At 73.0% G+C, this 24,723-nt stretch carries 21 protein-coding genes; 15 read left to right on the top strand and 6 right to left on the bottom strand.

What is annotated here, in order from left to right; all coding sequences use genetic code 11:
• Nucleotides 1-136: 136 nt before the first annotated feature.
• Complete coding sequence (locus ACWDRR_RS15785; protein WP_449772746.1) at nucleotides 137-511, bottom strand: hypothetical protein; 375 nt, start codon at nucleotides 509-511, stop codon at nucleotides 137-139.
• Nucleotides 512-608: 97 nt separating this feature from the next.
• On the opposite strand from ACWDRR_RS15785, the gene sigJ reads away from it, so the two are divergent.
• The 4 genes from sigJ to ACWDRR_RS15765 all read left to right on the top strand — a co-directional run bounded on the left by sigJ (nucleotide 609) and on the right by ACWDRR_RS15765 (nucleotide 5,646).
• Complete coding sequence (gene sigJ / locus ACWDRR_RS15780) at nucleotides 609-1,535, top strand: RNA polymerase sigma factor SigJ (protein WP_449772745.1); 927 nt, start codon at nucleotides 609-611, stop codon at nucleotides 1,533-1,535.
• A 172-nt stretch (nucleotides 1,536-1,707) separates the two neighbouring features.
• Nucleotides 1,708-2,919 carry a 4-hydroxybenzoate 3-monooxygenase gene (locus tag ACWDRR_RS15775; RefSeq protein ID WP_449772744.1) on the top strand — a complete coding sequence of 404 codons (1,212 nt, stop codon included), beginning with the start codon at nucleotides 1,708-1,710 and terminating at the stop codon, nucleotides 2,917-2,919.
• Between the two features lie 171 nt (nucleotides 2,920-3,090).
• A complete protein-coding gene (locus ACWDRR_RS15770) occupies nucleotides 3,091-4,920 on the top strand; it encodes a methyltransferase (RefSeq protein ID WP_449772743.1) in 1,830 nt (609 codons plus the stop codon).
• Nucleotides 4,921-4,980: 60 nt separating this feature from the next.
• The gene (locus ACWDRR_RS15765; RefSeq protein WP_449772742.1) at nucleotides 4,981-5,646 is read left to right on the top strand and encodes a maleylpyruvate isomerase N-terminal domain-containing protein; all 666 of its coding nucleotides are present in this window, start codon (nucleotides 4,981-4,983) and stop codon (nucleotides 5,644-5,646) included.
• A gap of 74 nt (nucleotides 5,647-5,720) precedes the next feature.
• Here the strand turns inward: ACWDRR_RS15765 and ACWDRR_RS15760 are convergent, their stop codons facing one another.
• On the bottom strand, nucleotides 5,721-6,035 hold the full coding sequence (locus tag ACWDRR_RS15760; RefSeq protein ID WP_449772741.1) for a hypothetical protein: 315 nt from the start codon (nucleotides 6,033-6,035) through the stop codon (nucleotides 5,721-5,723).
• A 241-nt stretch (nucleotides 6,036-6,276) separates the two neighbouring features.
• Between ACWDRR_RS15760 and ACWDRR_RS15755 the strand changes: the two genes are divergently transcribed.
• The 3 genes from ACWDRR_RS15755 (at nucleotide 6,277) to ACWDRR_RS15745 (ending at nucleotide 9,409) form a co-directional block, all read left to right on the top strand.
• Entirely contained in the window at nucleotides 6,277-6,714 is a 438-nt protein-coding gene (locus ACWDRR_RS15755; RefSeq protein WP_449772740.1) for a PPOX class F420-dependent oxidoreductase, read from the top strand.
• A gap of 113 nt (nucleotides 6,715-6,827) precedes the next feature.
• The gene (locus ACWDRR_RS15750; RefSeq protein ID WP_449772739.1) at nucleotides 6,828-7,640 is read left to right on the top strand and encodes a DUF4253 domain-containing protein; all 813 of its coding nucleotides are present in this window, start codon (nucleotides 6,828-6,830) and stop codon (nucleotides 7,638-7,640) included.
• A 293-nt stretch (nucleotides 7,641-7,933) separates the two neighbouring features.
• Nucleotides 7,934-9,409, top strand: a complete 1,476-nt coding sequence (locus ACWDRR_RS15745) for a hypothetical protein (RefSeq protein WP_449772738.1) — start codon at nucleotides 7,934-7,936, stop codon at nucleotides 9,407-9,409.
• A 100-nt stretch (nucleotides 9,410-9,509) separates the two neighbouring features.
• Here the strand turns inward: ACWDRR_RS15745 and ACWDRR_RS15740 are convergent, their stop codons facing one another.
• From ACWDRR_RS15740 to ACWDRR_RS15730, 3 genes are all read right to left on the bottom strand, one after another.
• A complete protein-coding gene (locus ACWDRR_RS15740) occupies nucleotides 9,510-10,406 on the bottom strand; it encodes an alpha/beta fold hydrolase (RefSeq protein WP_449772737.1) in 897 nt (298 codons plus the stop codon).
• Nucleotides 10,407-10,554: 148 nt separating this feature from the next.
• Nucleotides 10,555-10,944: a hypothetical protein gene (locus ACWDRR_RS15735; protein ID WP_449772736.1), complete on the bottom strand. Its 390-nt coding sequence runs from the start codon at nucleotides 10,942-10,944 to the stop codon at nucleotides 10,555-10,557.
• 172 nt (nucleotides 10,945-11,116) lie between these two features.
• Nucleotides 11,117-12,301, bottom strand: coding sequence for a family 16 glycosylhydrolase (locus ACWDRR_RS15730; RefSeq protein ID WP_449772735.1), 1,185 nt, complete (start codon nucleotides 12,299-12,301; stop codon nucleotides 11,117-11,119).
• 757 nt (nucleotides 12,302-13,058) lie between these two features.
• On the opposite strand from ACWDRR_RS15730, the gene ACWDRR_RS15725 reads away from it, so the two are divergent.
• The 5 genes from ACWDRR_RS15725 (at nucleotide 13,059) to ACWDRR_RS15705 (ending at nucleotide 19,467) form a co-directional block, all read left to right on the top strand.
• Nucleotides 13,059-13,967, top strand: coding sequence for a carbohydrate ABC transporter permease (locus ACWDRR_RS15725; RefSeq protein WP_449772734.1), 909 nt, complete (start codon nucleotides 13,059-13,061; stop codon nucleotides 13,965-13,967).
• A 119-nt stretch (nucleotides 13,968-14,086) separates the two neighbouring features.
• A complete protein-coding gene (locus ACWDRR_RS15720) occupies nucleotides 14,087-14,893 on the top strand; it encodes a carbohydrate ABC transporter permease (protein ID WP_449772733.1) in 807 nt (268 codons plus the stop codon).
• A gap of 39 nt (nucleotides 14,894-14,932) precedes the next feature.
• Nucleotides 14,933-16,222: an ABC transporter substrate-binding protein gene (locus ACWDRR_RS15715; RefSeq protein WP_449772732.1), complete on the top strand. Its 1,290-nt coding sequence runs from the start codon at nucleotides 14,933-14,935 to the stop codon at nucleotides 16,220-16,222.
• Nucleotides 16,219-18,537, top strand: coding sequence for an FAD-dependent oxidoreductase (locus ACWDRR_RS15710; RefSeq protein WP_449772855.1), 2,319 nt, complete (start codon nucleotides 16,219-16,221; stop codon nucleotides 18,535-18,537). Before ACWDRR_RS15715 ends, ACWDRR_RS15710 begins: the two co-directional genes overlap by 4 nt.
• 144 nt (nucleotides 18,538-18,681) lie before the next feature.
• Nucleotides 18,682-19,467 carry an IclR family transcriptional regulator gene (locus ACWDRR_RS15705; RefSeq protein WP_449772731.1) on the top strand — a complete coding sequence of 262 codons (786 nt, stop codon included), beginning with the start codon at nucleotides 18,682-18,684 and terminating at the stop codon, nucleotides 19,465-19,467.
• 109 nt (nucleotides 19,468-19,576) lie between these two features.
• Here the strand turns inward: ACWDRR_RS15705 and ACWDRR_RS15700 are convergent, their stop codons facing one another.
• Nucleotides 19,577-20,680 (bottom strand): NADH:flavin oxidoreductase/NADH oxidase, encoded by a 1,104-nt coding sequence (locus ACWDRR_RS15700; protein ID WP_449772730.1) that lies wholly within the window; start codon nucleotides 20,678-20,680, stop codon nucleotides 19,577-19,579.
• Nucleotides 20,681-20,972: 292 nt separating this feature from the next.
• On the opposite strand from ACWDRR_RS15700, the gene ACWDRR_RS15695 reads away from it, so the two are divergent.
• The 3 genes from ACWDRR_RS15695 to ACWDRR_RS15685 all read left to right on the top strand — a co-directional run bounded on the left by ACWDRR_RS15695 (nucleotide 20,973) and on the right by ACWDRR_RS15685 (nucleotide 24,698).
• Nucleotides 20,973-22,541: an alpha/beta fold hydrolase gene (locus ACWDRR_RS15695; protein WP_449772729.1), complete on the top strand. Its 1,569-nt coding sequence runs from the start codon at nucleotides 20,973-20,975 to the stop codon at nucleotides 22,539-22,541.
• Between the two features lie 106 nt (nucleotides 22,542-22,647).
• Nucleotides 22,648-23,352, top strand: a complete 705-nt coding sequence (locus ACWDRR_RS15690; RefSeq protein ID WP_449772728.1) for a response regulator transcription factor — start codon at nucleotides 22,648-22,650, stop codon at nucleotides 23,350-23,352.
• A complete protein-coding gene (locus tag ACWDRR_RS15685) occupies nucleotides 23,352-24,698 on the top strand; it encodes a HAMP domain-containing sensor histidine kinase (RefSeq protein WP_449772727.1) in 1,347 nt (448 codons plus the stop codon). Before ACWDRR_RS15690 ends, ACWDRR_RS15685 begins: the two co-directional genes overlap by 1 nt.
• Nucleotides 24,699-24,723 lie beyond the last annotated feature (25 nt).

Below are 24,723 nucleotides of genomic sequence, written 5' to 3'. Positions count from 1 at the left end.
GAGGGCGGGGCCGCTGCGGCCCCCTCGGACGAGAGGATCCCCGCGCTGCGCCCACCTGCCCGTCGTCCGCGACCCCGAGGATCGCGGACGACGGGCAGGGCGAGGTCCGCCCCGGCCGGACCGGCCGACCCCCGCCTCAGCGCCGGGCCAGGGCCAGCACGCTCAGGCCGAACATCGCGACCCCCAGGGGGAGATGGACCGACGGGACGTGCGCGACGCCGAGCACGACCTGGACCGACGCGAGGACGAGGAAGCCCGACGCGTACCAGATGGACCGGGGCGAGCCGCCGCCCGGCTTCCAGGCCAGCACCGCCGCGAGCACGTACAGCATCGACGCCCCGTACATCACCCGGGCCCCGACGCTGTGCAGCGTCTCGCCGTAGGAGGCGGTCAGCAGCAGCCCGGCGGAGACCGCCTGGAGGAAGATGGTCAACGTCTGCAGGCCGACCGCGACTTGCAGGAACGAGGGGCCGCGCCGGGCGTTCACCGTCGTCGTCACCTGAGTGGCCATGTGGTAGTCCCCTTGTCCGCCCTCGGGCAGTAGATCGATAAGGTCTCACCAGCCCGACGACGCGGGCCTGCGAAAGGTAAGGCGAGGGGGCGGGCGCATGACGGGGACCGCGGGGGCCGGCGTGGAAACGGACGGGACGGCCGGCGAGCGGCGACAACTGATCAACGTCGCCTACCGGCTGCTCGGCTCGGTGACCGAGGCCGAGGACGCCGTGCAGGACGCCTACGCGCGCTGGTACCGGCTTCCCCGGAGCCGGCAGGAGGAAATCCTCTCGCCCGGTGCCTGGCTGACGACGGTCACCAGCCGGATCTGCCTGGACGTGCTCGGTTCGGCGCGGGCCCGCCGCGAACGCTACGTCGGCGCGTGGCTGCCCGAGCCGCTGCCCGATCGCGCCGAGTGGGACCACGTGGGCGGAGCCGGGATCGCCGGCGTCGCGGACCCCGCCGACCAGGTCGTCCTGGACGAGTCGGTGTCCATGGCCTTCCTCGTCGTCCTGGAGTCGATGACGCCCGCCGAGCGGGTGGCGTTCGTCCTGCACGACGTCTTCCGCTACCCGTTCACCGAGATCGCCGACGTCCTCGACCGCACACCCGCCGCCTGCAAGCAGTTGGCCGCCTCGGCCCGGCGCCGGGTGAGCGCCGGGCGCACCGCGATCGCGGCGACCGGTCAGGGCGAGGTGGTGCGGCAGGTCAAGGAGGCCTGGCGGACCAGGAACATCGCGGCGCTGGTCGCGCTCCTCGATCCGGCGGCCGTGATGACCGCCGACGGCGGCGGCATGGTCGGCACCGTCCTGCGCCCGGTCGAGGGTGGCGCGCGCATCGCCCAGTACATGGTCGCGATCGCGGACAAGGCCCCGGGGCTCGAACTCCTGGAGCGGACGGTCAACGGCGTGCCGGGTCTGGTCGCCCACCGCGCCGGCGTCGTCCTGACCGTGGCCGCCTTCGACGTCTCCGACGGCCGCGTCACCCGGATCTGGGCGGTCCGCAACCCGGAGAAGCTGCGGCCCTGGGTGCGGGAGGGCTGACCGGCCCGCCCCCGGGGGCCCGGGCCGCACGCCCCGGCCCGCACGGTGTGCTCGGAGGTGCCGGCCACCGTCCGTCGATGTCGACGACCATGGAACCGATGGTCATCCTATTGGGCAATTCGGGTGACTGGCGTCGGATCAGGCGGATATCGGTGATTATGATCCACTTCTTGTGACGAACAGTCAGAGTACCGAACCAGCAACCCAGTCGGCCGAGGTGGTGATCCTCGGCGCCGGCCCCGCGGGGCTCCTCCTCGCGAACCTGCTCCACCGCGACGGGATCGACTGCGTGGTCCTGGAGCGCGCCGACCGCACCCATGTCCGGACCAGGGCGCGCGCCGGCTTCCTGGTGGCCAACACCGTCCGGATCCTGGACCGCCACGGCCTGGCCGACGGGTTGCACCGGCGCGGCCGGCAGCACGGCGCCTGCGAGTTCCGCACCGCCGAAGGCCGCTTCCGCCTGGACTACGGCAGCCCCGGCCGGGGCGAGCGGCACACCGTCTACCCCCAGCAGGACCTGGTCACCGACCTGCTGACGCACTACCTGGAGGCGGGCGGACGGGTCCACTTCGAGACCGAGGCCCTGGCCGTGCACGACGCGGACACCACTGGGCCGTCCGTGACCGTGCGGGAGGCGGACGGCCGCCCCGGCCACTGGCGGGCCAGGTACGTGGCCGGCTGCGACGGCCGGCACGGTGCGGCCCGGCGGTCCCTGCCGCCCGGCGCCGTGCGCCACCGCCGGGACCACGGGATCTCGTGGCTCGGCCTGCTCGCCCAGGCCCGGCCGAGCCTGGACGCCGTGGGCTACGCGGTCCACGACCGCGGCTTCGCCGGACACATGGCCCGCACCCCGGAGGTCACGCGCTACTACCTGCAGTGCGAGCGCGGCACCGCGGCCGGAGCCCGGTCGGACCAGGACATCTGGGACGAACTCGACACGCGGATGTACGCCGCCGAGCACGGACCGCTGAACCGCGGCCGGATCCTCCGGCGCGGGGTCGTCGACTTCGAGTCCGATGTCGTCGAACCGCTGCGCCACGGCTCACTCCTCCTGGCGGGGGACGCCGCGAGCCTGATCAGCCCGTCCGCCGCGAAGGGGGCCAACCTCGCGGTCCTGGAGGCGGAACTGCTCGCCCACGCCCTGATCGCCGACCTCGCGCACGGCGAACCCGAGGCCCTGGACCGCTACTCGGAGCAGGCCCTGTCCCACATCTGGCGGGCGCAGGAGTTCTCGCACTGGATGATCCGGCTGCTGCACCGCGAGCCGTCCGCGCCGTCAGGCGAATCGTTCTTCCACGAATCCATGCGGCGTTCGCGCCTCGAATCGTTGCGCACCTCGCGCACCCACCAGGACTGGTTCGCCGAGAACTACACCGGCGTCTGAGCCCCCGCTCCGTCCCCGCTCCGTCCCCGCTCCGTCCTGCCCGGCTCCGTCCCGCGGGCCGTCACCCGCCGGACCCCCGGCCCTCCCCGACCCCGCCGGCCCTCCAAACCCGCCGGACTCCCGAACACCCGAACTCCCGCACTCCCGAACACCCGAGCAAGGAACCGCACCATGCCGATCACCACGACGCCCCCGGACGCCGACGACGCCACCCGCCTCCTCGCGGCGGCCGCCCTGGTCCGGGAACAGGACGGCACCACCCTGCTCCAGCTCCTGCTGCCCGGCCTCCACGGACCGCTGCTGAGGGCCCTGGCGGACCACTGCCACTTCGCGCACGCCGCCGTGCTGGTCTTCCCGCCGGACGAGGACGCACTGTACGACCAGCTGGCCGCCTGCGGCCTGGCCACCGACACGCCGCCGACGCCCAGCACCGTGGTCCGCGAGCGGCTGGCGCGGCGGCACGGGCGCGACGTGGCGGGCCTGGACGTCGCCATCCTGCGGCCGCCGCTACGGGGTCCGCGCGGCGAGCCCCGGGTGGTCGAGGTGTTCGCACTGACCGTCCCGCCCGGCTCCGACCTGGCCGCGCTCGCCGCGCACGAGCGGGCCGCGCAGTGCGAGGCACACCTCGCCTTCGAGGTGGGGTCCGCCGACCCGCTCGTCCTGGACGGCCTGTGCGCGCTCCTCGCCCGGCACGGCGCGAGCCCCGACGGCGGGGGCTACAACCCGCACGAGGACGGCACCGCCCTCTACTTCACCACTCCCGCCCAGGCGCGGACCGGCTACCGGCGGCTGGAGCTCCATGTGGCGGGCGCCCACCCGGACGTCCTGGCCGCACACCTGGGCGAGCACCCGACCGCACCGGGCGCGCACCCCGCAAGGCCGGACGAGGACCAGGGGCAGCACCACCCGCACCGGCCCGCCGAGCCGCACCGCCAAGCCGAAACGCTCCTGCACCTGCTCACCGGCGCCTGGACGACCCAGGCCCTCGCGGTGTTCGCCCGCCTGGGGGTGGCCGACGCCCTGGACACCCGCACGGGGACCGGTGTCGAGGCGCTGGCACAGCGGGTCGGCGCCCACCCGCAGAGCCTCGCGACCCTCCTGCGCTACCTCGTGATGCTGAACGTCGTGGAGCAGCACCCGGACGGCTTCCGGCTCACCGGGATCGGGGCGCTCCTGAGGACGGACGCCGCGGGCTCGATGCGGCCGCTGGCACTGATGTACGGCGGCCCGTTCTACCACTCCTTCGCGGAACTCGGGCACACCGTGCGGACCGGACAGGCCGCCTTCGACCACCTCTTCGGCGAGAACCACTTCGACCACTTCGCCCGCGACCCCGAACTGGCGGAGCTGTTCGACCGGTCGATGGCCGCGAGCACCCGGATGTTCGAGCCGGTTCCCGCGCATCCGGCCCTCGCGGCCGCCGGCCGGGCGCCCGTTCCCGGCACCGTCGTCGACATCGCCGGCGGGAACGGGGAGCTGCTCGGACGGATCCTGGCCGCGCACCCGCGCCTGCGCGGCGTCCTGCTCGAACGCCCGCACGCCGTCGCGGCCGCCCGCGGGCTGCTGGACGCGGCGGGCTGCGGCGGGCGCTGCACGTACCTCACCGGCGACTTCGCGGACGTGCCGCCGGACGGGGACGTCTACCTGCTCTCCCGGGTGCTGCACGACTGGAGCGACGAGCGCTGCCGGGACATCCTGCGCCACGTGGCCCGCGCGATGCCCGCCCGCGCCGACCTGCTCATCGTCGAGCGGGTGCTGCCCGCCGACGGTTCGGCCTCGCTCGCCACCGCGTGGGACCTCCACATGATGTGCAACACCGGCGGCCGCGAACGCCGCGCCGACCACTTCGCCCGGCTCCTGGCCGACGCCGGCCTCGAACTCGTGGGCGGCTCGCCGCTGCCGCTCGGCGGCACCGTCCTGCACGCGCGCAAGGCCGCGGTACCGGCGCCCGCCCGGTCGGAGGGCCGGGTCCCGGCAGCGGCGGGAGCGACAGCCCGGTAGCCGGACCGGCCGCGAGGTGCGTTCCCCCGACCCGGGCGCGGGCGGTGGTAGCTTGCGGGCGTGGAACTCTTCGGACGGTCGTGGGCGGCGCTGCGGTCGGCGGTGGACGGGCTCGCGGAGGAGGACTTCGCCGAGCCGTCGGGGTGCGCCGGGTGGCTGGTGCGGGACCTGGTCTGCCATCTGGTGATCGACGCCCAGGACGTGCTGATCACCCTGGTGACCCCGTCGCAGGAGGAGCCGACCCGGGACGCGGCGTCGTACTGGCAGGTGGCTGCCGAACCACCGGACGGGCAGGACCCGTTGGACGCGCTGACCGTACGGCTGGCCGCCGCGTACGGGGACCCGGCGCTGCTGCGTTTCCACCTGGACGACGTCGGTTCGGCGGCGGGGCGCGCCGCCGAACTCGCGGATCCGCGCCTGCGGGTGGCCACCCAGGACCAGGTGCTGACCGCGGGCGACTACCTGGACGCGTACGTGTTGGAGTGGACGCTGCACCACCTCGACCTGGTCGCCCACCTGCCGCACGTGCCGGGCCCGCCCGCCGGGGGACTGGCCGCGGCCCGGCAGTTGCTGGAGCGGATCGCCGGGGGCGCGTTCCCCGCGTCGTTCCCGGACGCCGACGCGCTGCTGGTCGGCACCGGGCGGCGGGTCGCGACCCGGGCCGAGCGGGAGGAGCTCGGGGCACTCGGGGTACTCGGGACGAAGCTGCCGCTGATCCTCGGCTGAGCGGGGCAGGGGTCAGCGGGCCCGCCGGCCGGTCCGGGGTCTCCTCGGCCGGTGCGGTTCACGGCCGGTGCGGTTCACGGCCGCCGGTCGCGTCCGGCGGTGGCCGCCCAGCCGATCCCGATCACCAGCGCGAGCAGCATGAGCACCACGCCCAGCCCGATCGACGTCCAGCCTCCGCTGGTCAGGCTGTCCAACTGCTCCTGGTAGGTGGTGTCGTGCGGTTCGGGCATCCCCTCGGAGAACGAGCCGGTGACCTTGGGGTGGCAGACGTCGCCCGGCACCATCGGCCGGCCGTAGCAGGTGGGCACCGCGGTGTTCAGCTTGTCGACGCCGGACAGGACCAGGCCGGCCCCGCCGGCGAGCACAAGAAGCAGGATCACGACTCCCATGACCGGTCCGAACCTCCCGTCCCTCGCACGGCCGCCGACCGGCGCGCCCTCGTACCTGTCGACGCGGCACCCGCCCCGGCCGGTTCCGCCGGACCGGGTGCGGGCGGAACTCCGCCGCGCGACGGGCGGCTCCGGTCCTTCCCCTGTCCCGACCGCTTCACTACGCTGGCGCCACGTCAGGCGGCCGCGAGCGGTGCGCAATCGCGAGCGCTGCCACGGAAACCGAAGCGGGAGAGGGCCGATGGGCGGCTGGACAGAGGAGATCCGGGCGCGGGTGCGGGAACCGCGGATCTGGTTCGTGGCGACCACCGGGGCGGACGGTGCCCCGCACGTCACCCCGATGTGGATCGATCTGGAGGGCGACCGGGTGTTCTTCAACACCGCCGTCGGCCGGACCAAGGAGCGGAACCTGCGCCACGACCCCCGCGTCTGCCTCTCGCACGCCGACCCGGCCGATCCCTTCGACCGCATCCAGATCCACGGCCGGGCCGTGGAGTTCGTGACCGGCGAGCAGGCCGACCGGCAGATGGACCGCCTCGCACAGAAGTACCTCGGCGTCGAACAGTACGGTTGGCGGATCCCGGGCGAGCGGCGGATCGCCGTCTTCATCGAGCCCACCCGGATCCGCCGCGTCGTCGGGGTCGAACCGCTGCCGGCAGCCGCCCGGTTCACCGACTGAACCCGGCCGTCCGGCCTCCGTTCCGGTCCGGCCTCCGTCCCGTTCCGGGCCCGGCCGTGGTGTGCCGCCGGCCGGCGCCGTCCGTTGTCGGACGCCGCCCCTAGGGTGCTCGTATGACCCAGCCTCTGGACCTCGCCCGCGCCCTGGCCGCCCTGCCCGTCGCCCTGCCACCCGGACGTCTGGTCGCCGGTGAGGAGGGGAACGGGCCGGAGCCGCTGCTGTGGATCAGTGACGCTCCCACCACGGCCGGGCTCTGGGCGCACCTGCACCGCGCGCACCCGGAGACCGGGCTGTGGCCGCTGCTGCTCGGCTCGCTCGACGACGGCCCCGACTTCCGCCCCTGGCTGTCCGGCGAGCTCTACCCGAGCCAGGCCTCCGAGCCCGACCTGTACGACCCGGCCGCTCTGCTGCGGCGCTGGTGGGAGGGCGACGGCGACGCCGAGGAGGAGTACGGGGACGAGGCCGACCGCGCCGAGGCCCTGGCGCCCTACGGCCTGACCTGGCCCGGTACCGCCCCTGCCGCCTCCGTGCCCGACGGCACGGCCGGCGTCGAAGCCCGGGGGCTGGCCGACGTGTTGCAGTCCGTCCGGGAGTTCCGTCTCGGCCTGGTGAGGGCGGGCGGTGGCGCCGAGGCGCTGGCGGTGTGCGGGTGGGGCGGTCCGGTCAACCATGAGCAGGACACCGCGAAGATCGCCGCCGTGCTCGCCGACTGGGAGCGCCGCTTCGGCGCCCAGGTGGTCGAAGTGGGCTTCGACACCCTGCGATTGAGCGTCCCCGTGCCGCCCGCCACCCCGGCCGAGGCCCTGCCGTTGGCCGCCGAGCACATCGCCCTCTGCCCGGACCTCGTCTTCCAGGGCACCGGCACCCTCGCCGCGTACGCCGAACAGCTGGTGGGCTCCCACCAGTGGTCGTTCTGGTGGGACTGACCGCTTCGCCCTCTCGGCACCGGGCACGCCGGGGACCACCGGCCCGACGTCCGCGGGAGGCGCGGCCGCCGTCCTCCCCGGCACTCCGGTCCCACGGCGGGGCGCGCCCGACTGGTGCACCGGTCCCGGGACATACGCGGGACCACGGCCTCATGCTGACGGTCCGGTGACTTCCTACCGTGGGAGCACGCGTTGAGCACCGGGTCCGGGGGAACCGGACGGTGCTCCCCGCGAACCGGGCCGGGGCCCTTCCCGGCCCGCGTGGTCCGACCGAGAACCACCGGAGGTCCCCGATGAGTTGGAACCATTTCACCCTCGCGTCGGCCGGCGGCGCGTCGCTGTCGAGCCGGGTCGCCGCGGTCTCCCGGATCGACGGAAGCATGGAGGTCTGGTGGGTCGCCTCGGACGGCTCGGTCCAGGGGGCCTACTGGTACGACGGGTCGCCGTGGCGGAGCTACCAGCTCGCGCCGCCCGGCAGCGCCTCCGCCAACGGCGGCATCGCGGCCGTCTCCCGGATCCCCGGGAGCATGGAGGTCTTCTTCGTGGGGGCCAACGGTTCGGTGCAGGACCGTTACTGGTACGAGGGCAGTACGTGGCAGGGCTTCGAGCTCGCCCCCGCCGGCAGCGCCGCGGTCACCGGCGGCATCGCGGCGGTCTCGCGCATTCCCGGGAGCATGGAGGTCTTCTTCGTGGGGGCCAACGGTTCGGTGCAGGACCGGTACTGGTACGAGGGCAGCACGTGGCAGGGCTTCGAGCTCTCGCCCCCCGGAACCGCCTCGACCATCGGGGGGATCGCGGCGGTCTCGCGGATCCCCGGGAGCATGGAGGTCTTCTTCGTCGGCGGGAACGGTTCGGTGCAGGACCGGTACTGGTACGAGGGCAGCGCCTGGCAGGCCTTCGAACTCTCGCCTCCGGGCAGTGCGTCCAGCACCACCGGCATCGCGGCGGTCTCCCGGATCCCCGGGAGCATGGAGGTCTTCTTCGTGGGGCCCAACGGCTCGGTCCAGGACCGCTACTGGTACGACGGCAGCCCCTGGCAGGCCTTCGAGCTCTCGCCCCCCGGCAGCGCCGCCACCCACACCGGCGTCGCCGCGGTCTCCCGGATCCCCGGGAGCATGGAGGTCTGGTTCGTCGGGCCCAACGGTTCGGTGCAGGACCGGTACTGGTACGAGGGCAGCACGTGGCAGGGCTTCGAGCTCGCCCCCGCCGGCAGCGCCTCCGTCACCAGCGGCATCGCGGCCGTCTCCCGGATCGCCGGCAGCATGGAGCTCTGGTTCGTCGGCGGCGACGCCTCCGTCCAGGACCACTTCTGGTACGACACGTCGAGCAAGAACTTCGACCAGGACGTCACCACCGACATCGCCATCGGAGGCTCGGCGCACGTCGTGATGCGCCAGGACGGCTTCTTCTCGTTCAGCACCCACGCGCACGACAGCGGCTTCGACAACATCGACTACACGATCAGCGCCGCCGTGATGACGCCGGACGGGACGGTGTTCACCTTCCAGCACTCCGGTCACACCGAGGGCACCGTCGCCGGCCTGCCCTTCGGGACGCCGGACCGCAACGACGACTTCACCTTCGTCGGCAACAACCCGCAGATCACCGAGAAGTGGGACGGCATCCTGCACGGCACCTTCAAGGCCGACCTGGACGCGACCGACACCCTCGCGGCCGGCGTCACGGGTGCTCTCGGCGACCTGGTGAAGGCGATCGTGTCCGCGGCGGGCAAGGCCGCTGCCGAGGCGGTCATCAAGCTCGTCTCCTGACCCCGGCCGGCTGCGCCGGCAACCGGCCCCGATCCGAAGCACCGGCCCGGCTCCGCTCCCAGGAGCCGGGCCGGTTCGCGTGCCGCCCGCGGCGGCGCCGCTACCGTGCGGTCGGGATGGGTCCCTCCCGGGGCGGGGCGGTGTGGGCGAGGATCGCCGGGACCACGGTGTCCCACTGCTCGCGGGGGAAGACCTCGTGCCCGGTCCGCTCCAGGGCGGTGAAACGGGCGCCGGGGATCTCGGCGGCCAGGGCACGGGCGTGCTCGACGGGGAACAGCGGGTCCTCGGTGCCGTGGAGCACCAGCGTCGCAGCGGTGATCCCGCCCAGCCGGTGCCTCCAGGGCGGGCCGGCGTCGAGCAGGTAGGGATTGGTGGACTGCGCGGCGATGCTGTCCGCGTGGTCGACGACGCGGACCGCCAGCCGTCGGACGCCGTCCTCGTCGAAGGGGCGCGAGGCGGCCGCGAAGGGGCGCTCGCCCTCGACGAGCGCGTGGACGGCCGCGTCGCGGTCCGACCAGTCGACCTCGTCTTGTTCCTGCGCGAAGAAGGACGCCAGCCGGTCCGACACCGGCGGGAGGTCGGCCTGGTCGTGTCCGGGGCCGCCGGGCGTGGCGGAGGCGAGGGTCAGGGTGGCGACCCGGTCGGGGTGGTGGATCGCCAGGAGCTGTCCGACCGCGGCGCCCTGCGACATCCCGACGACGTGCGCCGGATCCGGCCCCAGCGCGCCGATCAGGGCGGCGGCGTCATCGGCCAGGTCGCGCAGACCGTAGGGCGGCGCCCCCACCGGGTAGGTCGTCGACCTGCCCGCGTCGCGGCTGTCGTAGCGAACGACGTACCGGCCGCCGGCCGCGAGCCGCTCGACGAAGCCGTCGGTCCAGTTGAGCAGGCAGTGGCCCGCGCCGTGGATCAGCAGCACGGCGGGATCGGAGGGGTCGCCGAGGAGTTCGGCGTTCAGTTCCACGCCGTTGACCCTGAGCCTGCGGTGGTCGACCGGCATCGGGCCCACCCCTTCTGCCGTAGGTGCACGTCACGACGACACTACGGCGGAAGGCACCGGGCTTCGGTCACCGCCGCGTCCGGCCCCGGGTGTCACTCCGCTGCCGCGCCCCGAGACGGCGGCCGTCGGGTTCCTCGGTGATCCGAGATCACGTGTTGAGGTTCAGCAGTGGTCGGGCGGTTGTCGCGCGGTTCCCGACCGGCGCGTCGTATCGGTAGGACCAGCTGGGCAGGATCTCGATCAGGCGGCAGCCGAGCCGGCGCAGCCGGTCGACGGTGGCGGCGGCCTGCCGGTCGTCGAGCGCGAAGACGAAGGGGCCCGGGATCAGGAGCAGATGGATCCAGCCGTTCGCGATGCCGCGTTCGAGCAGTTCCAGTTGGGGCAGGCCGTCACGGTGCCTGCGTCCGTTGTCGATGTACACGTACGGCTCCGGCAGGTTGTGCCGCAGGGCGAGCCGTTCCATGGCCCTGCGGTGGCAGTCCATGCCGGACGGATCGCCGGGGTAGCAGCGCAGATAGACCGCGGGCTGGGGGAACACGGGGGCTCCTCTGGGACGAAGGAGTGGGCGGACCGCGAGGTGGCCCGAAGGCCGGATGTGACGCCCGCACCGCTGGGAAGTGCCCTCATGTCGTGCATCACGGGCAGGACTTCTGCCGTTCCGTTCCGGGGAGCGGTTGGCCCAGGAGTCTTTCGGCTCCTGGGCGGGTGTGTCAGCCGGTGGCGCGGACGAACTTGACGGCGTCGGCGTGGGTCTCCCCGGTGCCGGAGGCGGTGACCTTGACCTGGGTGCTGGAGGGGTCACAGGTGTAGCGGCCGAGGGAGATCCATCCGCGTGCGACCCGCGTGTCCACGGTCTTGGTGGTCGTCACGCCCTGGTGCACGATGTCGTACCGGGCGGCCGGGTCGTTGCCGGTGCCGACGATGTAGGCGTAGACGTCGTACTGGCCGTTCTCACCGAGCTTGGGCCGCCAGGTCGCGGTGGCTCCCTTGGTCTTGGTGGAGCGGGAGGTGTTCTCGACGGTGTAGCCGCGCTCGGTGCTCTGGGACCAGGTGCCCGACTCGGAGTAGCCGTAGGCGGCCGAGGTGTCGTTGTCGACGTAGTAGTCCTTCTGGTAGAAGCGGACGTAGTCGTACTGCGCCTTGTCCGGCAGTGCGCTCTCGTCGACGGGCCTGTTGGCGATCGAGGTGAGCCAGATGTTGACGTCGTTGTGGTTGCCCCGGTCGGGGCTGTAGGGGGCGGTCTTGACGAGTTGGCCGTCGACGTAGAACTTGACGGCGCTCTCGCTCCAGTCGAAGCCGTAGGTGTGCCAGCCGGCCGCCGAGTCGAAGCCGAACGAGGGGGCCCAGCGGCTGACGTTCCTGTCCGCTTCCTTCCAGGCCCAGATGCCCTGGTTGTTGAGCCCGGACGTGTTCGAGTCCACCTCCACGGCGTCGATCTCCGTGCGGCGGTTCGCGGGAGCGGTGGTGGTGCCGTCGCCGGCCTGGGCCCAGAAGGAGCTGTGCCAGCCGTCCGCGGCGGGCAGCTTGGCACGCGTCTCGTAGTAGCCGTAGCGGAAGGCCTTCTTGGTGATGAGCCCGCCGCCGGTGTAGGCGACGGTGCCCACCTGCTGCTTCTTGAGGTTGATCGCCATGGATCCAGCGCCGACGGTGACGTTCGCCGGCAGCTGAGTGCTCAGCTCCTTGCTGTCGGTGCGGTAGTTCCACTTGGCCGTGTCGACGGCGGTGCCGTTGAAGTCGTCGCTGAAGACGAGGGTGTACCCGGGGCCGGCGGCCGTGGTCACGGTGGCGGCTGCGGTCGAGGGGTTCGCGATCACGGGGACCGCGATGGTGAGCGTCGCGAGGACGGCGATGGGGACGAACGGACGGCGAGCCGTACGGGTGCGTGACGGGGACATTTCAAATCTCCTTCGCCGCCGCTGCGGGAGTGCCGCGAGGCGGTGTTGTGGGGGAGCCGTAGGAGGCGTGGCCGCAATAGTTGGGCCGGGAATGCACATAGCGCAAGGCATATGCGCAACATAATTTCCGGGGCGCCGTGTGGGCGTGCCCTCGCCGTGACGGCTCGCGCTCGGGGTACGGCCGTCGCCTCCGTGCCGGGTGGCGGAGGCGACGCCCCGACGGTGGCCGGTCGTGGCGACGGGAGGCCGGTGGGGGCACCGGTGTCCCGCGGGCGGCGGCACGAGGGCACAGGGTTGCGCTCCCCGCTGCGACCGGCTGTGACCCGCTGCGACCGGCTGTGCCGTGATCTAAACGAGCTTGTGCGGCCGGTGCGGCGGGCGCCTACTGGAGGAAATCCGGCTCCCGGTCCGGCCGCCGGCGCGTTCCACGGCGGCGGAGCGGGCCTCGCGGCCCCTGCTCCCGGACGGCGTCGCTGCCGTGCGTCCGGGGGGTGCCGGCCCCGCGGAGCCGCCAGTGATGCGTTCGTCCAGAATTCGCCGGGCAGGGTGCACGGGGGTTGACACCACTGCAATATGCGGGAAACGATTCCACATAGTGCAACGAACCTTCGCACGTTGCATCAGGGTGGTGCCGCTCGGGTGGGGTGCCACCCCGTGGCGGGCGCCGGCGGCGACAGAGGGTTGGCCGGCGCCCGTTCCGGGGCCTCGCCGCTCCGTTCGGGCTCGGGCCCACCACCCACTCTCCGAGGAGCCAGTCATGACATCTGCCGGGTCCGCCGGTGTTCACGAGCATCGACGCACGCTGTCCCAGGGGACCTTCGCCGTCCTGCTGACCCTGCCGGGTCTCGCGCTCTTCGCCGCGATCGTCCTCTATCCGCTGCTGTCCTCGCTGGTCACCGGCTTCTTCCAGCAGGACCTGCGGCTTCCCGGACGCACCTTCGTCGGCCTGGGCAACTACGCGGACATCCTGGGCGAGGGGTTCTGGCCGATCCTCCGGCACACGCTGGTGTTCACCGCGGGCGCCACGCTGGCGCCCTTCGTGATCGGGCTCGCCCTCGCCCTCGCGCTCAACTCGGGGATCAGAGGGGGCGGGTTCCTGCGGGGACTGTTCCTCTTCCCCTGGGTGATCCCGGGCGTCGTCGTGTCCTTCCTCTGGATGTGGATCTTCAACGCCAACTACGGTGTCCTCAACGGCGCCCTGCTCAGGACCGGCCTCATCGGCGAATCCGTCAACTGGCTCGGTGAGCCGGCGACCGCCATGATCGCGGTGATCGTCACCAAGACCTGGACGAGCTTCCCCTGGATCATGGTGATGCTGCTGGCCGGCCTGCAGACCCTGCCCCCCGAACTGCACGAGGCGGCCTCCGTCGACGGAGCCGGCGCGATCCGCCGCTTCTTCGCGGTCACCTGGCCGGGCATCAGGTCCATCGCGGCGATCACCCTCCTGCTGGAGTTCATCTGGAACTTCCAGCACTTCGACACCATCTACGTCCTCACCGGTGGTGGACCCGCGAACGCCACCCGGACCTTCGCCGTCGCGGTCTACGACGACGCGTTCCGGGGCTTCGACCTCGGGCACGCCACCGCGCTCGGCGGGCTGTGGATGCTCCTGCTCCTGGGCCTGGTCGCGGTCTACCTGCGGCTCTCCCAGCGAGAGGCCGACTGACCATGACGACACAACCGGTCGCTGAGCCGGCCGCCGACACGGTCCGGCCGGCACCCGCTGAGCGCGGCGGAGCATCCAGGACGCGAGCGCACCGCCGCCCGGACCGCGTCCGCTCCTCCGTGGCCGCCTGGACGGCGGTGGCGGTGATCGGACTGTTCGGGATGCTGCCCCTCTACTGGATGCTGGCAACCGCCCTCAGCCCCGCCGACCAGGTCTTCCGCTTTCCGCCCTCGTTCGTACCGGAGCACCTCACCTTCGAGAACTTCCGGGCCCTGGCCGGGAACAGCGCGCTCCTGCACTACATGGTCAACAGCGTCATCGTCGCCGGCCTCACCGCGGTGTTGAGCGTCGTCGTCTCGACCTACATGGGCTACTCGTTCGCCAAGTTCCGCTACCGCGGGCGTACCTCGCTGATGAACTTCGTCCTCGCCTCGCAGATGTTCCCGCAGGCCCTGCTGCTGATCACGCTCTACGCGGTGTTCCGCCGGTTCGGCCTGCTGGGCAGCTACACCGCACTGATCCTCTCGTTCACGACGTTCACCATGCCGCTGTGCGTCTGGATGCTCAAGGGCATCTTCGACACCATCCCCGACGCACTGCTGGAAGCCGCCTCCATCGACGGCGCCTCCCACTGGCGAACCCTGCACACCGTGGTGGCCCCGCTCGCCGCCCCGGGCATGATCGCCGCCGGGCTCTTCGCGTTCGTGCGCGGCTGGAACGACCTCATCTTCGCGCTCACCCTCTCCGACAACGCCACCATGACGCTGCCGCCCGGGCTGGTGAACACCTACACCGGCGAGTTCCAGACCGCCTGGCCCGCCCTGATGGCCGCCTCCCTGGTCGTCTCGCTGCCCGTCGTCGCCGCCTTCGTCTTCCTCCAGCGCTTCCTCGTCGGCGGCCTCACCGCCGGCGCCGTCAAGAGCTGACCTCCCCCTCCCACTCCCTCCAGACCCAGGAGAGCTCCCATGTCCTCGCCCTCGATGAACCGCCGCGACGCCCTCAAGCTGTTCGGCTTCGGAACCCTCGCGGCCGCCGGCCTGGCCGCCTGCGCACCCTCGGGCAGCAGCCCGACCGGCGGTGACAAGCAGTCGAAGGACTTCGGCTTCACCTCCTGGTCCCTCAACGAGGCGACCAGCAAGGCCCAGATCCAGCAGATCGTCACCAACTGGGAGAGCAGCAACCAGTCGAAGATCACCACCACCGCGATCCCCTTCAACGAGTACCTGCAGCAGCTCACCCTGAAGCTGAACGGCGGCCAGGTCACCGGCGCCGTCCAGCTCGACATCGCCTGGCTCGCCGCCATCGCCCAGACGGGCAAGCTCGTCGACCTCACCTCCGTCGCCTCCCGCGGCGGGTACACCGAGGCCGGCCTCAAGAGCGGCCAGTACACGGGCGTCCAGTTCGGTCTGCCCTGGACCACCGGTGCCATCGGCCTGATCGGCAACCGGGCCCTGCTGGAGAAAGCCGGGGCAAGACAGCAACCGACCACGATCGCGGCGTTCGAGGACGCGTTGCGCGCGCTCAAGGAACTGCCCGGCGTGACGCCGTACGCGGCCTCCACCAAGGTCGCCCAGATGCAGGACCTCTTTCCCTGGATGAAGACCTTCGGCTGCCCGGTCATCAAGGACAGCGGCACCGTGTCGATCGGCGACGACGCCTCCATCGACGCCGTCACCTGGTACAAGAAGCTCTACGACGCCAAGCTGATCGCGCCGGACGTCGGCCGGGCCGACGCCCGCGCGCTCTTCGGCCGCGGCACCGTCGGCTTCTACGACGACGCCATCGTCGGCAAGGCCGCCACCCTGGCCACGGCTCAGGACAAGGACGCCCTCGCCGCCGCCATGGCGCCCTTCTCCCGCCCGGTCCTCAAGGCGGGTGACACCCCGCAGGCGCTCCTCTGGGGCCACGTCCTCGTCGTCACCCAGGGCCCCGGCTCCGACGCGGCGACGCGGTTCGCCCTGCACACCTCCTCGGACCAGGGCACCGTCACCGACTACTTCGCCAAGCTCGGGCTCCCGCCGACCACCAAGGCCGGCCTCGCGGACCCCAAGGTCACCTCGGACGCCTTCACCAGCGCGTGGACCGCGAAGATCACCAGCACCGCCACCCCCGGGCCGTTCTGGTCCTACGCCAAGAACGCCCAGATCATCGACGCCGTCGCCCAGCAGGTGCAGGCCGTCCTCGTCGGCCAGGCCACCCCCAAGGACGCCATGCAGAAGGCCGGCGACCAGGTCCGCACGCTCATCAAGGGCTGACCCGGCCCGATCGGGCAGGTTCCGGAACCCCGGCCGACATCCACGCTCACCGAAGAAGGACAGCCATGCGCGAAGACACCGTCCGGAGCGACATCACGGTCGTAGGCGGTGGTCTCGCCGGTGTCTGTGCCGCGATAGCGGCGGCACGCCTCGGTCGCACCGTCACCCTGGTCCACAACCGCCCCGTCCTCGGCGGGAACTCCAGCAGCGAGGTGCGGGTCTGGGTGTGCGGCGCGACCGCGCACGGCACGCACCGCTGGGCACGCGAGAGCGGCATCATGGGCGAGCTCTACACCGAGAACCAGTTCCGCAACCCGGAGGGGAACCCCTACTACTGGGACCAGGTGGTCCTGGACGCCGTCCTCGCGGAGGACGACATCCGGCTGTTCCTCAACACCGACGTGCGCGAGGCGGCCGCGGACGGCCCGCCCCACGAGCGCCGCATCACCTCGGTGACCGGCTGGACGATGGGCTCCGAACTGCTCACCACCTTCCGGTCCACGATGTTCCTGGACTGCACGGGCGACGGCCTGGTCGGCGCGCTGGCCGGCGCCGACCACCGCATCGGCCGGGAGTCGCAGGCCGAATACGGCGAGCAGTGGGCCCCCGCCGAGCCGGACCGCGCACTCCTCGGCTCCACGATCCTCTTCTACACCAAGGACGCCGGCCGCCCGGTGAAGTTCGTCCCCCCGTCGTTCGCGAAGGACATCCTCACGACCTCCATCCCCGAGCACCGGCTGATCCGCACCGGCGACAACGGGTGCGACTACTGGTGGATCGAATGGGGCGGCGAACTCGACACCGTCCACGACAACGAGCGCATCCGCGACGAACTCTGGGCCGCCATCCACGGCATCTGGCACCACATCAAGAACTCCGGGAAGTTCGACGCGCAGAACCTCACCCTGGAATGGGTGGGAGCCGTCCCCGGAAAACGCGAGTACCGCCGCTTCCTCGGCGACCACGTCCTCACCCAGACCGAGATCATGGCGCAGGAGCCCTTCGAGGACCGGGTCGCCTTCGGCGGCTGGTCGGTCGACCTCCACCCGGCCGAAGGCATGTACGCCCGGAGCCCCGGCGCCGTCCAGCACTACTCGGACGGGATCTACCACATCCCCTTCCGCAGCCTCTACTCCCGCAACGTCGCGAACCTGCTCTTCGCCGGACGCAACATCTCCGCCACCCACCTCGCCTTCGGCTCCACCCGCGTCATGGCCACCTGCGCCACCCTCGGCGAAGCCGCGGGCACCGGCGCCGCCCTGTGCGTGCGCGACGGCCTCACCCCCCGCCGACTCGCCGGCCGGCGCGAACTCCAGCAGACGCTCCTGCGCCAGGACGCCTCCGTGATCGGCGTACGCAACGACGACCCCCACGACCTGGCCCGCTCGGCACGCGTCAGCGCCTCCAGCACGCTGAACCGGCTGGCCGTGGAACCCTCCCCGGACGTGCCGACCGAGCGCCTTCCCCTCGACCGGGACCTCGCACTGGTCCTGCCGGTGGACCCACGGCTGGACGGCCTGGAACTCCTCGTCGACGCCGACACGGCCACCGACCTGCACATCGAACTCCGGGACACCGGCCGCCCCGAGAACGCCGTCCCCGCCGGCCTCCTGCTGGCCCGGACCGTGGCCGTCCCCCGGGGCGAGCAGCAGTGGATCGACACCGGGCTCCAGTGGGACCCGGCCGCCCCGGGCAACGCGGTGGTGGTCGTCCGCGCCAACGACCGGGCCGCACTCCACCTCGCGCACACCCGCCGCACCGGCGTCCTGGTCCTCTCCCGGAAACTGGCCGGCGAACACGGCGTGGACCACGACATCCCCGAGGACGGCGGCCAGCCGGTCGCCGACTGGCCGGCCCGGGGCCTGCGCCGCAAGTGCCTCTGCTTCCGGCTCGGCGCCGAGACCCTCGCCTACGCCCCGGCCAAGGCCGTCGGCGGGTACCAGCGCCCCTACGGCGGACCGCAGATGTGGCAGGCACAGAGCGGTGCACAGGGCGAATGGCTGCGCCTGGACTGGGACGCACCCGTCACCCTCGGCCGCGTACAGCTGGTCTTCGACGACGACGTGGACGAAACCCTCAACAACCTCCACCGACACCGCACCCCGTTCGAGACCATGCCCGAGCTGGTACGGGACTACCGGGTGGAGACCCTCCACGACGGAAGGTGGCAGACCCTGGTCGACGTCGGGGGCAACCGCCGCCGCCACCGGGTGCACGACTTCACCCCGCGGAAGGCCAACGCCCTGCGGGTCACGGTGGAGGCCACCAACGGGGCGGCCGAGGCCCGGATCGTGGCCCTGCGCGCCTACGGCTAGCCGCCGGGCGACCGGTCGGGGGGCTGTCCCACCCCGAGGCCGGTCGTCACCGCCCGCCGAACACCCGGGGTGTGTCCCCGACAGCTCGAACTCGCTAGTCTGTTCCACCCAGCGCAATCGAGATGCAGAGATGGGGCCTCAGTCATGCCGCCGGAACAGGGCACCAACCAGAGTGTGGAACGCGCCGTCGCGGTACTGCGGGCGCTCGGGGAGGGGAACCCCGACCGCCGCGTGTCGGACGTCTCCGCGAGCACCGGGCTCGGGCCCTCCACCACCTCACGGCTGCTGGCGACCCTCGAACAGCTCGACCTGGTCGAACGCGACCCGGCGAGCGGCCTGTACCGGCTCGGGCTCGGGACCCTCCCCCTGGCCGCGGTCGCCGCCAACCGGCACCCGGTGCACCGCGCCTCGCGCATGGTCCTGCAGGAACTGGCGGCGAACACGGGGCTGGGCGCCAACGTCGGCGTCCGTCGCGGCAGCGCGCTGATGTTCCTCTGCAACTTCGAGGGCCCCCGCGCGCCCAAGGCCTACACCCAGGCCGGCCAGACCGTGCCGCTGCACGCCACCGCGATCGGCAAGTGCCTGCTGTCCCAGACCTCGGCGGCCGAACGACAGGAACTCCTCGGTTCCACCCTCGACGCCCAGACCGAGTACACCCTCACCTCGCACGCCGACCTCGACGCGGAGATCGACGCCGTCCGACGCAACGGCTACGCCACCGAGATCCAGGAGCGGGCCCTGGGGCGGGCGTCGATCGCCGCGCCCGTACTCGACGCGCACGGCACCGTGGCCGCCGCGATCTCGCTCTGGGGCCCCGCCTCCCTGCTGCGGGAGGACCCGGACACACCGGCGTCCACCACCAGGCACTCCCTCGTCCGCCAGGTGGTGGAAGCCGCCGACGCGATCAGTCAGGCCCTCGGCGCCGTCTGACCGGCGGCCGGCCGGCCGAAGGCCCGGGTCGCGGGAGTGGCCGCACCGGCAGCCCCGGTGCCGCACCACGACCGAGGGGGCGCCGACACCAGTACCACCGGCCTCGCGCCTAAGCCCGGTGGTACTGGACCGGGGAGGCGGTCTCGCCGCCGAGCGCGGCGGCGGCGTGGCGGGCCCAGTACGGGTTGCGCAGCAGCTCGCGGCCGAGCAGGACGGCGTCGGCCCTGCCGTCGGCGAGGATCCGCTGGGCCTGGGCGGGGTCGGTGATCAGGCCGACGGCCGCCACGGGCATGCCGGTCGCGTTGCGCACCGCCTCGGCGAACGGCACCTGGAAGCCCGGGCCGGCCTCGATCCGGGCGTCCGGCACGAGACCGCCGGTGGAGACGTCGAGCAGGTCCACGCCGTGGGCGTGCAGCTCCTTCGCCAGCCGGACGGTGTCCTCCGAGGTCCAGCCTTCGCGCTCGTCCTCGGGATTCTCGGCGAGCCAGTCGGTGGCGGAGACCCGGAAGAAGATCGGCAGTTCCTCGGGCCACACCGCGCGGACGGCGTCGACGACCTCCAGGGCGAAGCGGATCCGGCGCTCGAAGGAGCCGCCGTAGGCGTCGGTGCGGCGGTTGGTGTGGGGGGAGAGGAACTCGTGGATCAGGTAGCCGTGGGCGCCGTGGATCTCGACGACCCGGAAGCCGGCGTCGAGCGCGCGCCGGGCGGCGTCCGCGAACTGCCGGACGATCTCGCCGATCTGCTCCGCGGTGAGCTCCTCCGGGGCGACCCGGCCCGCTTCGAAGGGGACGGCGCCGGGCGCGACGGGCCGCCAGCCGTGGGTCTCCTCCGGGGCGAGGGCGCGACCGCGGTCGACCCAGGTGCGCTCGGTGGACGCCTTGCGCCCGGCGTGGGCGAGCTGGATGGCCGGGACGGTGCCGTGCGCCGTGAGGAACGCGGTGATCCGGCGGAAGGCCTCGGTCTGGGTGTCGTTCCACAGGCCGAGGTCGTAGGGGGAGATGCGCCCCTCGGGGCTGACGGCGGTGGCCTCGGTGATGATCAGCCCGGTGCCGCCGGCCGCACGCGCAGCCAGGTGGGAGAAGTGCCAGTCCGTCGGGACACCCGCCTCCGCGCCGTCCGGTGCGGCGCTGTACTGGCACATCGGCGGCATCCAGACCCGGTTGGGCACGGTCAGCGACCGCAGGGTGAATGGAGCGAAGAGGGTGGTGCTCATGGCGGACTCCCGGTCGGATCGGCGGGCGGAGAGGAGGCGGACCGCAGGTGATTGCAGCAGCAATCTATGCCGAAACAATAGTTGCACGCGCGCCACAAATGCAACCGCCGCCCGCTCGCCGCCGGGATGCCCGTGCCCATGCCGAGCGGCACCCGACGTTCACGGACACGTTCTTACACGCCTTTGCCGTCGCTCTGCCGAACGGCTGACCCGCGCCGTGCAGTGTCGTTCTCGCACCGACCGCAGAACGCGGGAGGGCACGGCGGCGCGAGAGCGCACGGAAGGCACACCGATGACGACCGACCAGGCCACCACGACGACGACCGCGACTGCCACCGCGACGACCACCGCCCGGGGCCGCCGTACCGCCCTGGCCGCGGGCGCGCTCGCCGTGCTGGCCACGGTGCTCCCGATGGCGACCACGCCCACCGCGACCGCCGCCCCGGCCAAGCCCGCCTGGTGCCCCACGGCCCCCGGGCACCGCGTCGACTGCGCCACCATGCGCCGCCCCCTGGTGGACGGCGAACCGCGCCTGGGCACCGTCGACGTGGCCTACGCCGTGGTCCGCCACACCCGGCCCGGTCCGGCCGCGGGCACCATCGCGCTCAACCCGGGCGGCCCCGGCGAGACCGCCATCAGCCGCACCGGGCAGCTCACCGAGGCCCTGGAGGACGTCCTCGACGACCACGACCTGCTCCTGCTGGACCCGCGCGGCACCGGCTTCTCGGGCCGGGTGCCGTGCGGGGTCTCCGACGCGGACTTCAAGCTGGCCCCGCGCGCCGGCCAGCACAAGGCCGTCGCCCGTTGCGCCGAGGAGCTGGGACCGCGCGCCCGCGGCTACACCAGCGCCGCCACCGCCGACGACATCGACGCGGCCCGTGCCCGCCTGGGCGCCCCCAAGCTCGTCCTGTACGGCCTCTCGTACGGCACCTACCTGATGCCGGTCTACGCCGACCGGCACCCCGGGCGCGTCGAGTCGATGGTGCTCTCCGGCGCCTACCCGCTCGCCTTCGACCCGCTGGCCCGCCCCGGCGCCCAGCAGATCTCCCTGACCCTGCGCCGGATCTGCGAGCGGAGCGGCGCCTGCGACCCCGACACCGCAGTCCGGGACCTCGCCACCGTCGCCGCCCGGCTGCGCACCCGCCCGATCACCCTGGACGTCACGGTGGCCGGCGCCCGGCGCGGCTACGTGTTCACCGAGGACAAGCTCGCCGACCTCCTCTACGAGCCCGCCAGCCGCGGCATCGGCATCGACCCGACCGCCCCGACCCTGCTCGGCGACCTCCCCGCGGCCCTGCACCGCGCCGCCGCCGGCGACGACGGACCGCTCACCGAGCTGGTCCGGGCCGACACCGAGCACGCCTCCACCGAGGACCAGGCCTCCTACCTGGCCGTCACCTGCAACGACTACAACCGCGCCTGGGACCACGACGCCCCCCTGGCGCAGCGCCGCCGCCAGTACCAGCGCGCCCTGGCCGCCGCGGACCCGGCCGACTTCGGCGCGTTCAGCGTGAAGGGCTACACCGAGGGGCAGACCGACGGCGCCGACTCCTGCCTGACCTGGCCGCGCCGGGGCACCGCCCAGCCCCAGAAGCTCGACCTCGACCTGCCCGACGTCCCCGTCCTGGTGCTCTCCGGCGACCTCGACACCAACACCCCGGCCGCCAACTCCCGCCTGGCCGCAGCCCAGTTCCGCCACAGCACCTTCGTCTCCGTGCCCAACACCGGCCACATCCCGGAGATGGACTCCACCGGCTGCGCGCTCACCGTCGCCACCCACTTCATCCGCACGGGCGAGACCGGCGACACCTCCTGCCTGGCCGCCGTCCCGCCGATCGCCGTCACCCCGACCACCCGCTGACCCGGCCGCCGGCCCACCCGGCCGGCCCCCGCGGGCCCGAACACCCCCGCGGGCCCGAACACCCCCGCCCGGCACGACCACGCCCACCACCAGCGAAGATGACACCATGACAGATCCGATCGCCACCGGGCGCACCGTCCTGGTCGTCGAGGACGACCCCGGCGTCCGCAACACCCTCGACCAGCTCCTGCGCTTCGAGGGGTACCGGGTGCTCACCAGCGCCGACGGGCAGGAGGCCCTCGAACTCCTCGACCGGCAGCGCCCCGACCTCGCCGTGGTGGACGTGGTCATGCCCCGGCTCGACGGCCTCGCCCTGTGCCGGATGCTGCGCCGGCGCGGCGACCGCCTGCCCGTTCTGGTCCTCACCGCCCGTCACCAACTCGGCGACCGCGTCGCCGGACTCGACGCCGGCGCCGACGACTACCTCGCCAAGCCCTTCGCCACCGAGGAACTGCTCGCCCGGATACGCGCCCTGCTGCGCCGCACCGTCCAGCCGGGCGGCGAGGACCGGACCGTCCTCGCCCTCGACGACCTCACCCTGGACACCGCCGCCCGGCAGGCCCACCGCGGGCCGCACCCGCTCGACCTCACCAAGACCGAGTTCGACCTGCTCGAACTCCTCCTGCGCAACCAGGGCACCGTGCTGACCCGCCACCAGATCTACGAGCGCATCTGGGGATTCGACTTCGACACCGACTCACGCTCCCTCGACGTCTACATCGGCTACCTGCGCCGCAAGAGCGAGGAGGGCGGCCTGCCCCGGCTGATCCACACCGTGCGCAACGTCGGCTACACCGTGCGGTCCGCCTGATGCTGCGCACCAGGATCGGCCTCCTCGTGATCGCCGCGGTGCTGCTGGCGATCGCCGTGCCCGTCACCTCCGCCTACCGCGGCGTCAGCGACCTGGTCGCCGAGCAGCTCGACCGCGGTCTCGACGACCGGGCCGACACGGTGATCGCCGCCCTCGACACCGCCCGCCACCCGGCCGCCCGGCCCGACACGGTCGAGCAGCTGCTGCTTCCCGACGGCACCGTCCAGCAGCTCACCCCGCTCGTCCCGCCCACCGGGCTCGCCCCGCCGCCGAGCCCGGCCCTGCCGGTGTCGCCCCGGGCGCTGGAGGTGGCCCGTACCGGGCAGGGCGCCCACCAGGAGGACGTCACCGTCGCCGGTACCCCGTACGGCATCCTCACCAAGGCCCGCCCGGGCGGCGGGGGAGCGGTGATGGTCGGTCAGACCTATGCCGGGGCCGAGCAGGTCGACGACGCGTTCCTGCGGCGGATCGCCTGGACCAGTACGGCGGCCGCCGTCGTGTCGGCGCTGCTCAGCTGGCTCGTCCTCGGCCGGATCCTGCGCCCGGTGCGCCGGCTGGCCCGCGCCGCCGAGCACATCACCACCACCCGCGACCTGGCCACCCCGCTGCCCGCCGCCGGACGCGACGAGGTCGGCCGGCTCACCCGGGCCTTCGAGGCGATGGTCGGCGCCCTGCGCCGCTCCCGGGAACAACAGCAGCGCCTCGTCCAGGACGCCAGCCACGAGCTGCGCACCCCGCTGACCTCGGTGCGCGGCAGCGCCGAGCTCCTGCAGCGGGCCCGCGGCCGGCTCGACCCGAAGGACGAGGAACAGGTCCTGGCGACCCTGGTCACGGAGACCGTCGCCCTGGACGAGCTCGTCCGCGAGCTCGTCGAACTGGCCACCGACCGGCAGACGGGGGAGGACCCGGAGGCCGTCGACCTGCCCGCGGTCGCGGAGGAGAGCGCCGCACGCTTCCGTCGCCGCACCGGGCGCGAGATCACCGTGACCGTCGAGCGCCCGGTACCGGTGCTGGCCCGGCCGCGTGCCGTGCTGCGCTGCGTGGACAACCTGGTCGGCAACGCGGTCAAGTTCAGCCCGGACGCCACCCCGGTGGAGATCCTCGTCGGCGGCGGCCGGCTGGCCGTGCGCGACCGCGGGCCCGGTATCGCCCCCGCCGAGCGGCAGACCGTCTTCGAGCGCTTCCACCGGGCCGCCGGTACCCAGTCGACGCCCGGCTCCGGGCTCGGCCTGGCCATCGTCCACGACCTGGTCACCGCTGACGGGGGAGAGGTCTTCGCCGCCGAGGCCCCCGGGGGCGGTGCCGAGGTGGGCTTCCACCTGCCGCCCGCCCCGCGCGGGGCCTAGGGCCTGTCTTCAAACTCCCGCCTGC

The organism is Kitasatospora sp. NPDC003701 (assembly GCF_053587085.1).
The sequence above is the reverse complement of the archived record's forward strand: the minus strand, read 5'-3'. Positions and strand labels throughout refer to the sequence as shown.

Bases quoted from the DNA above. Each gene is read 5' to 3' on its own strand.
- ACWDRR_RS15785 (WP_449772746.1), bottom strand. From the start codon at position 511: ATGGCCACTCAGGTGACGACGACGGTGAACGCCCGGCGCGGCCCCTCG.
- sigJ (WP_449772745.1), top strand. From the start codon at position 609: ATGACGGGGACCGCGGGGGCCGGCGTGGAAACGGACGGGACGGCCGGC.
- ACWDRR_RS15770 (WP_449772743.1), top strand. From the start codon at position 3,091: ATGCCGATCACCACGACGCCCCCGGACGCCGACGACGCCACCCGCCTC.
- ACWDRR_RS15760 (WP_449772741.1), bottom strand. From the start codon at position 6,035: ATGGGAGTCGTGATCCTGCTTCTTGTGCTCGCCGGCGGGGCCGGCCTG.
- ACWDRR_RS15755 (WP_449772740.1), top strand. From the start codon at position 6,277: ATGGGCGGCTGGACAGAGGAGATCCGGGCGCGGGTGCGGGAACCGCGG.
- ACWDRR_RS15750 (WP_449772739.1), top strand. From the start codon at position 6,828: ATGACCCAGCCTCTGGACCTCGCCCGCGCCCTGGCCGCCCTGCCCGTC.
- ACWDRR_RS15745 (WP_449772738.1), top strand. From the start codon at position 7,934: ATGAGTTGGAACCATTTCACCCTCGCGTCGGCCGGCGGCGCGTCGCTG.
- ACWDRR_RS15740 (WP_449772737.1), bottom strand. From the start codon at position 10,406: ATGCCGGTCGACCACCGCAGGCTCAGGGTCAACGGCGTGGAACTGAAC.
- ACWDRR_RS15730 (WP_449772735.1), bottom strand. From the start codon at position 12,301: ATGTCCCCGTCACGCACCCGTACGGCTCGCCGTCCGTTCGTCCCCATC.
- ACWDRR_RS15725 (WP_449772734.1), top strand. From the start codon at position 13,059: ATGACATCTGCCGGGTCCGCCGGTGTTCACGAGCATCGACGCACGCTG.
- ACWDRR_RS15715 (WP_449772732.1), top strand. From the start codon at position 14,933: ATGTCCTCGCCCTCGATGAACCGCCGCGACGCCCTCAAGCTGTTCGGC.
- ACWDRR_RS15705 (WP_449772731.1), top strand. From the start codon at position 18,682: ATGCCGCCGGAACAGGGCACCAACCAGAGTGTGGAACGCGCCGTCGCG.
- ACWDRR_RS15700 (WP_449772730.1), bottom strand. From the start codon at position 20,680: ATGAGCACCACCCTCTTCGCTCCATTCACCCTGCGGTCGCTGACCGTG.
- ACWDRR_RS15695 (WP_449772729.1), top strand. From the start codon at position 20,973: ATGACGACCGACCAGGCCACCACGACGACGACCGCGACTGCCACCGCG.
- ACWDRR_RS15690 (WP_449772728.1), top strand. From the start codon at position 22,648: ATGACAGATCCGATCGCCACCGGGCGCACCGTCCTGGTCGTCGAGGAC.
- ACWDRR_RS15685 (WP_449772727.1), top strand. From the start codon at position 23,352: ATGCTGCGCACCAGGATCGGCCTCCTCGTGATCGCCGCGGTGCTGCTG.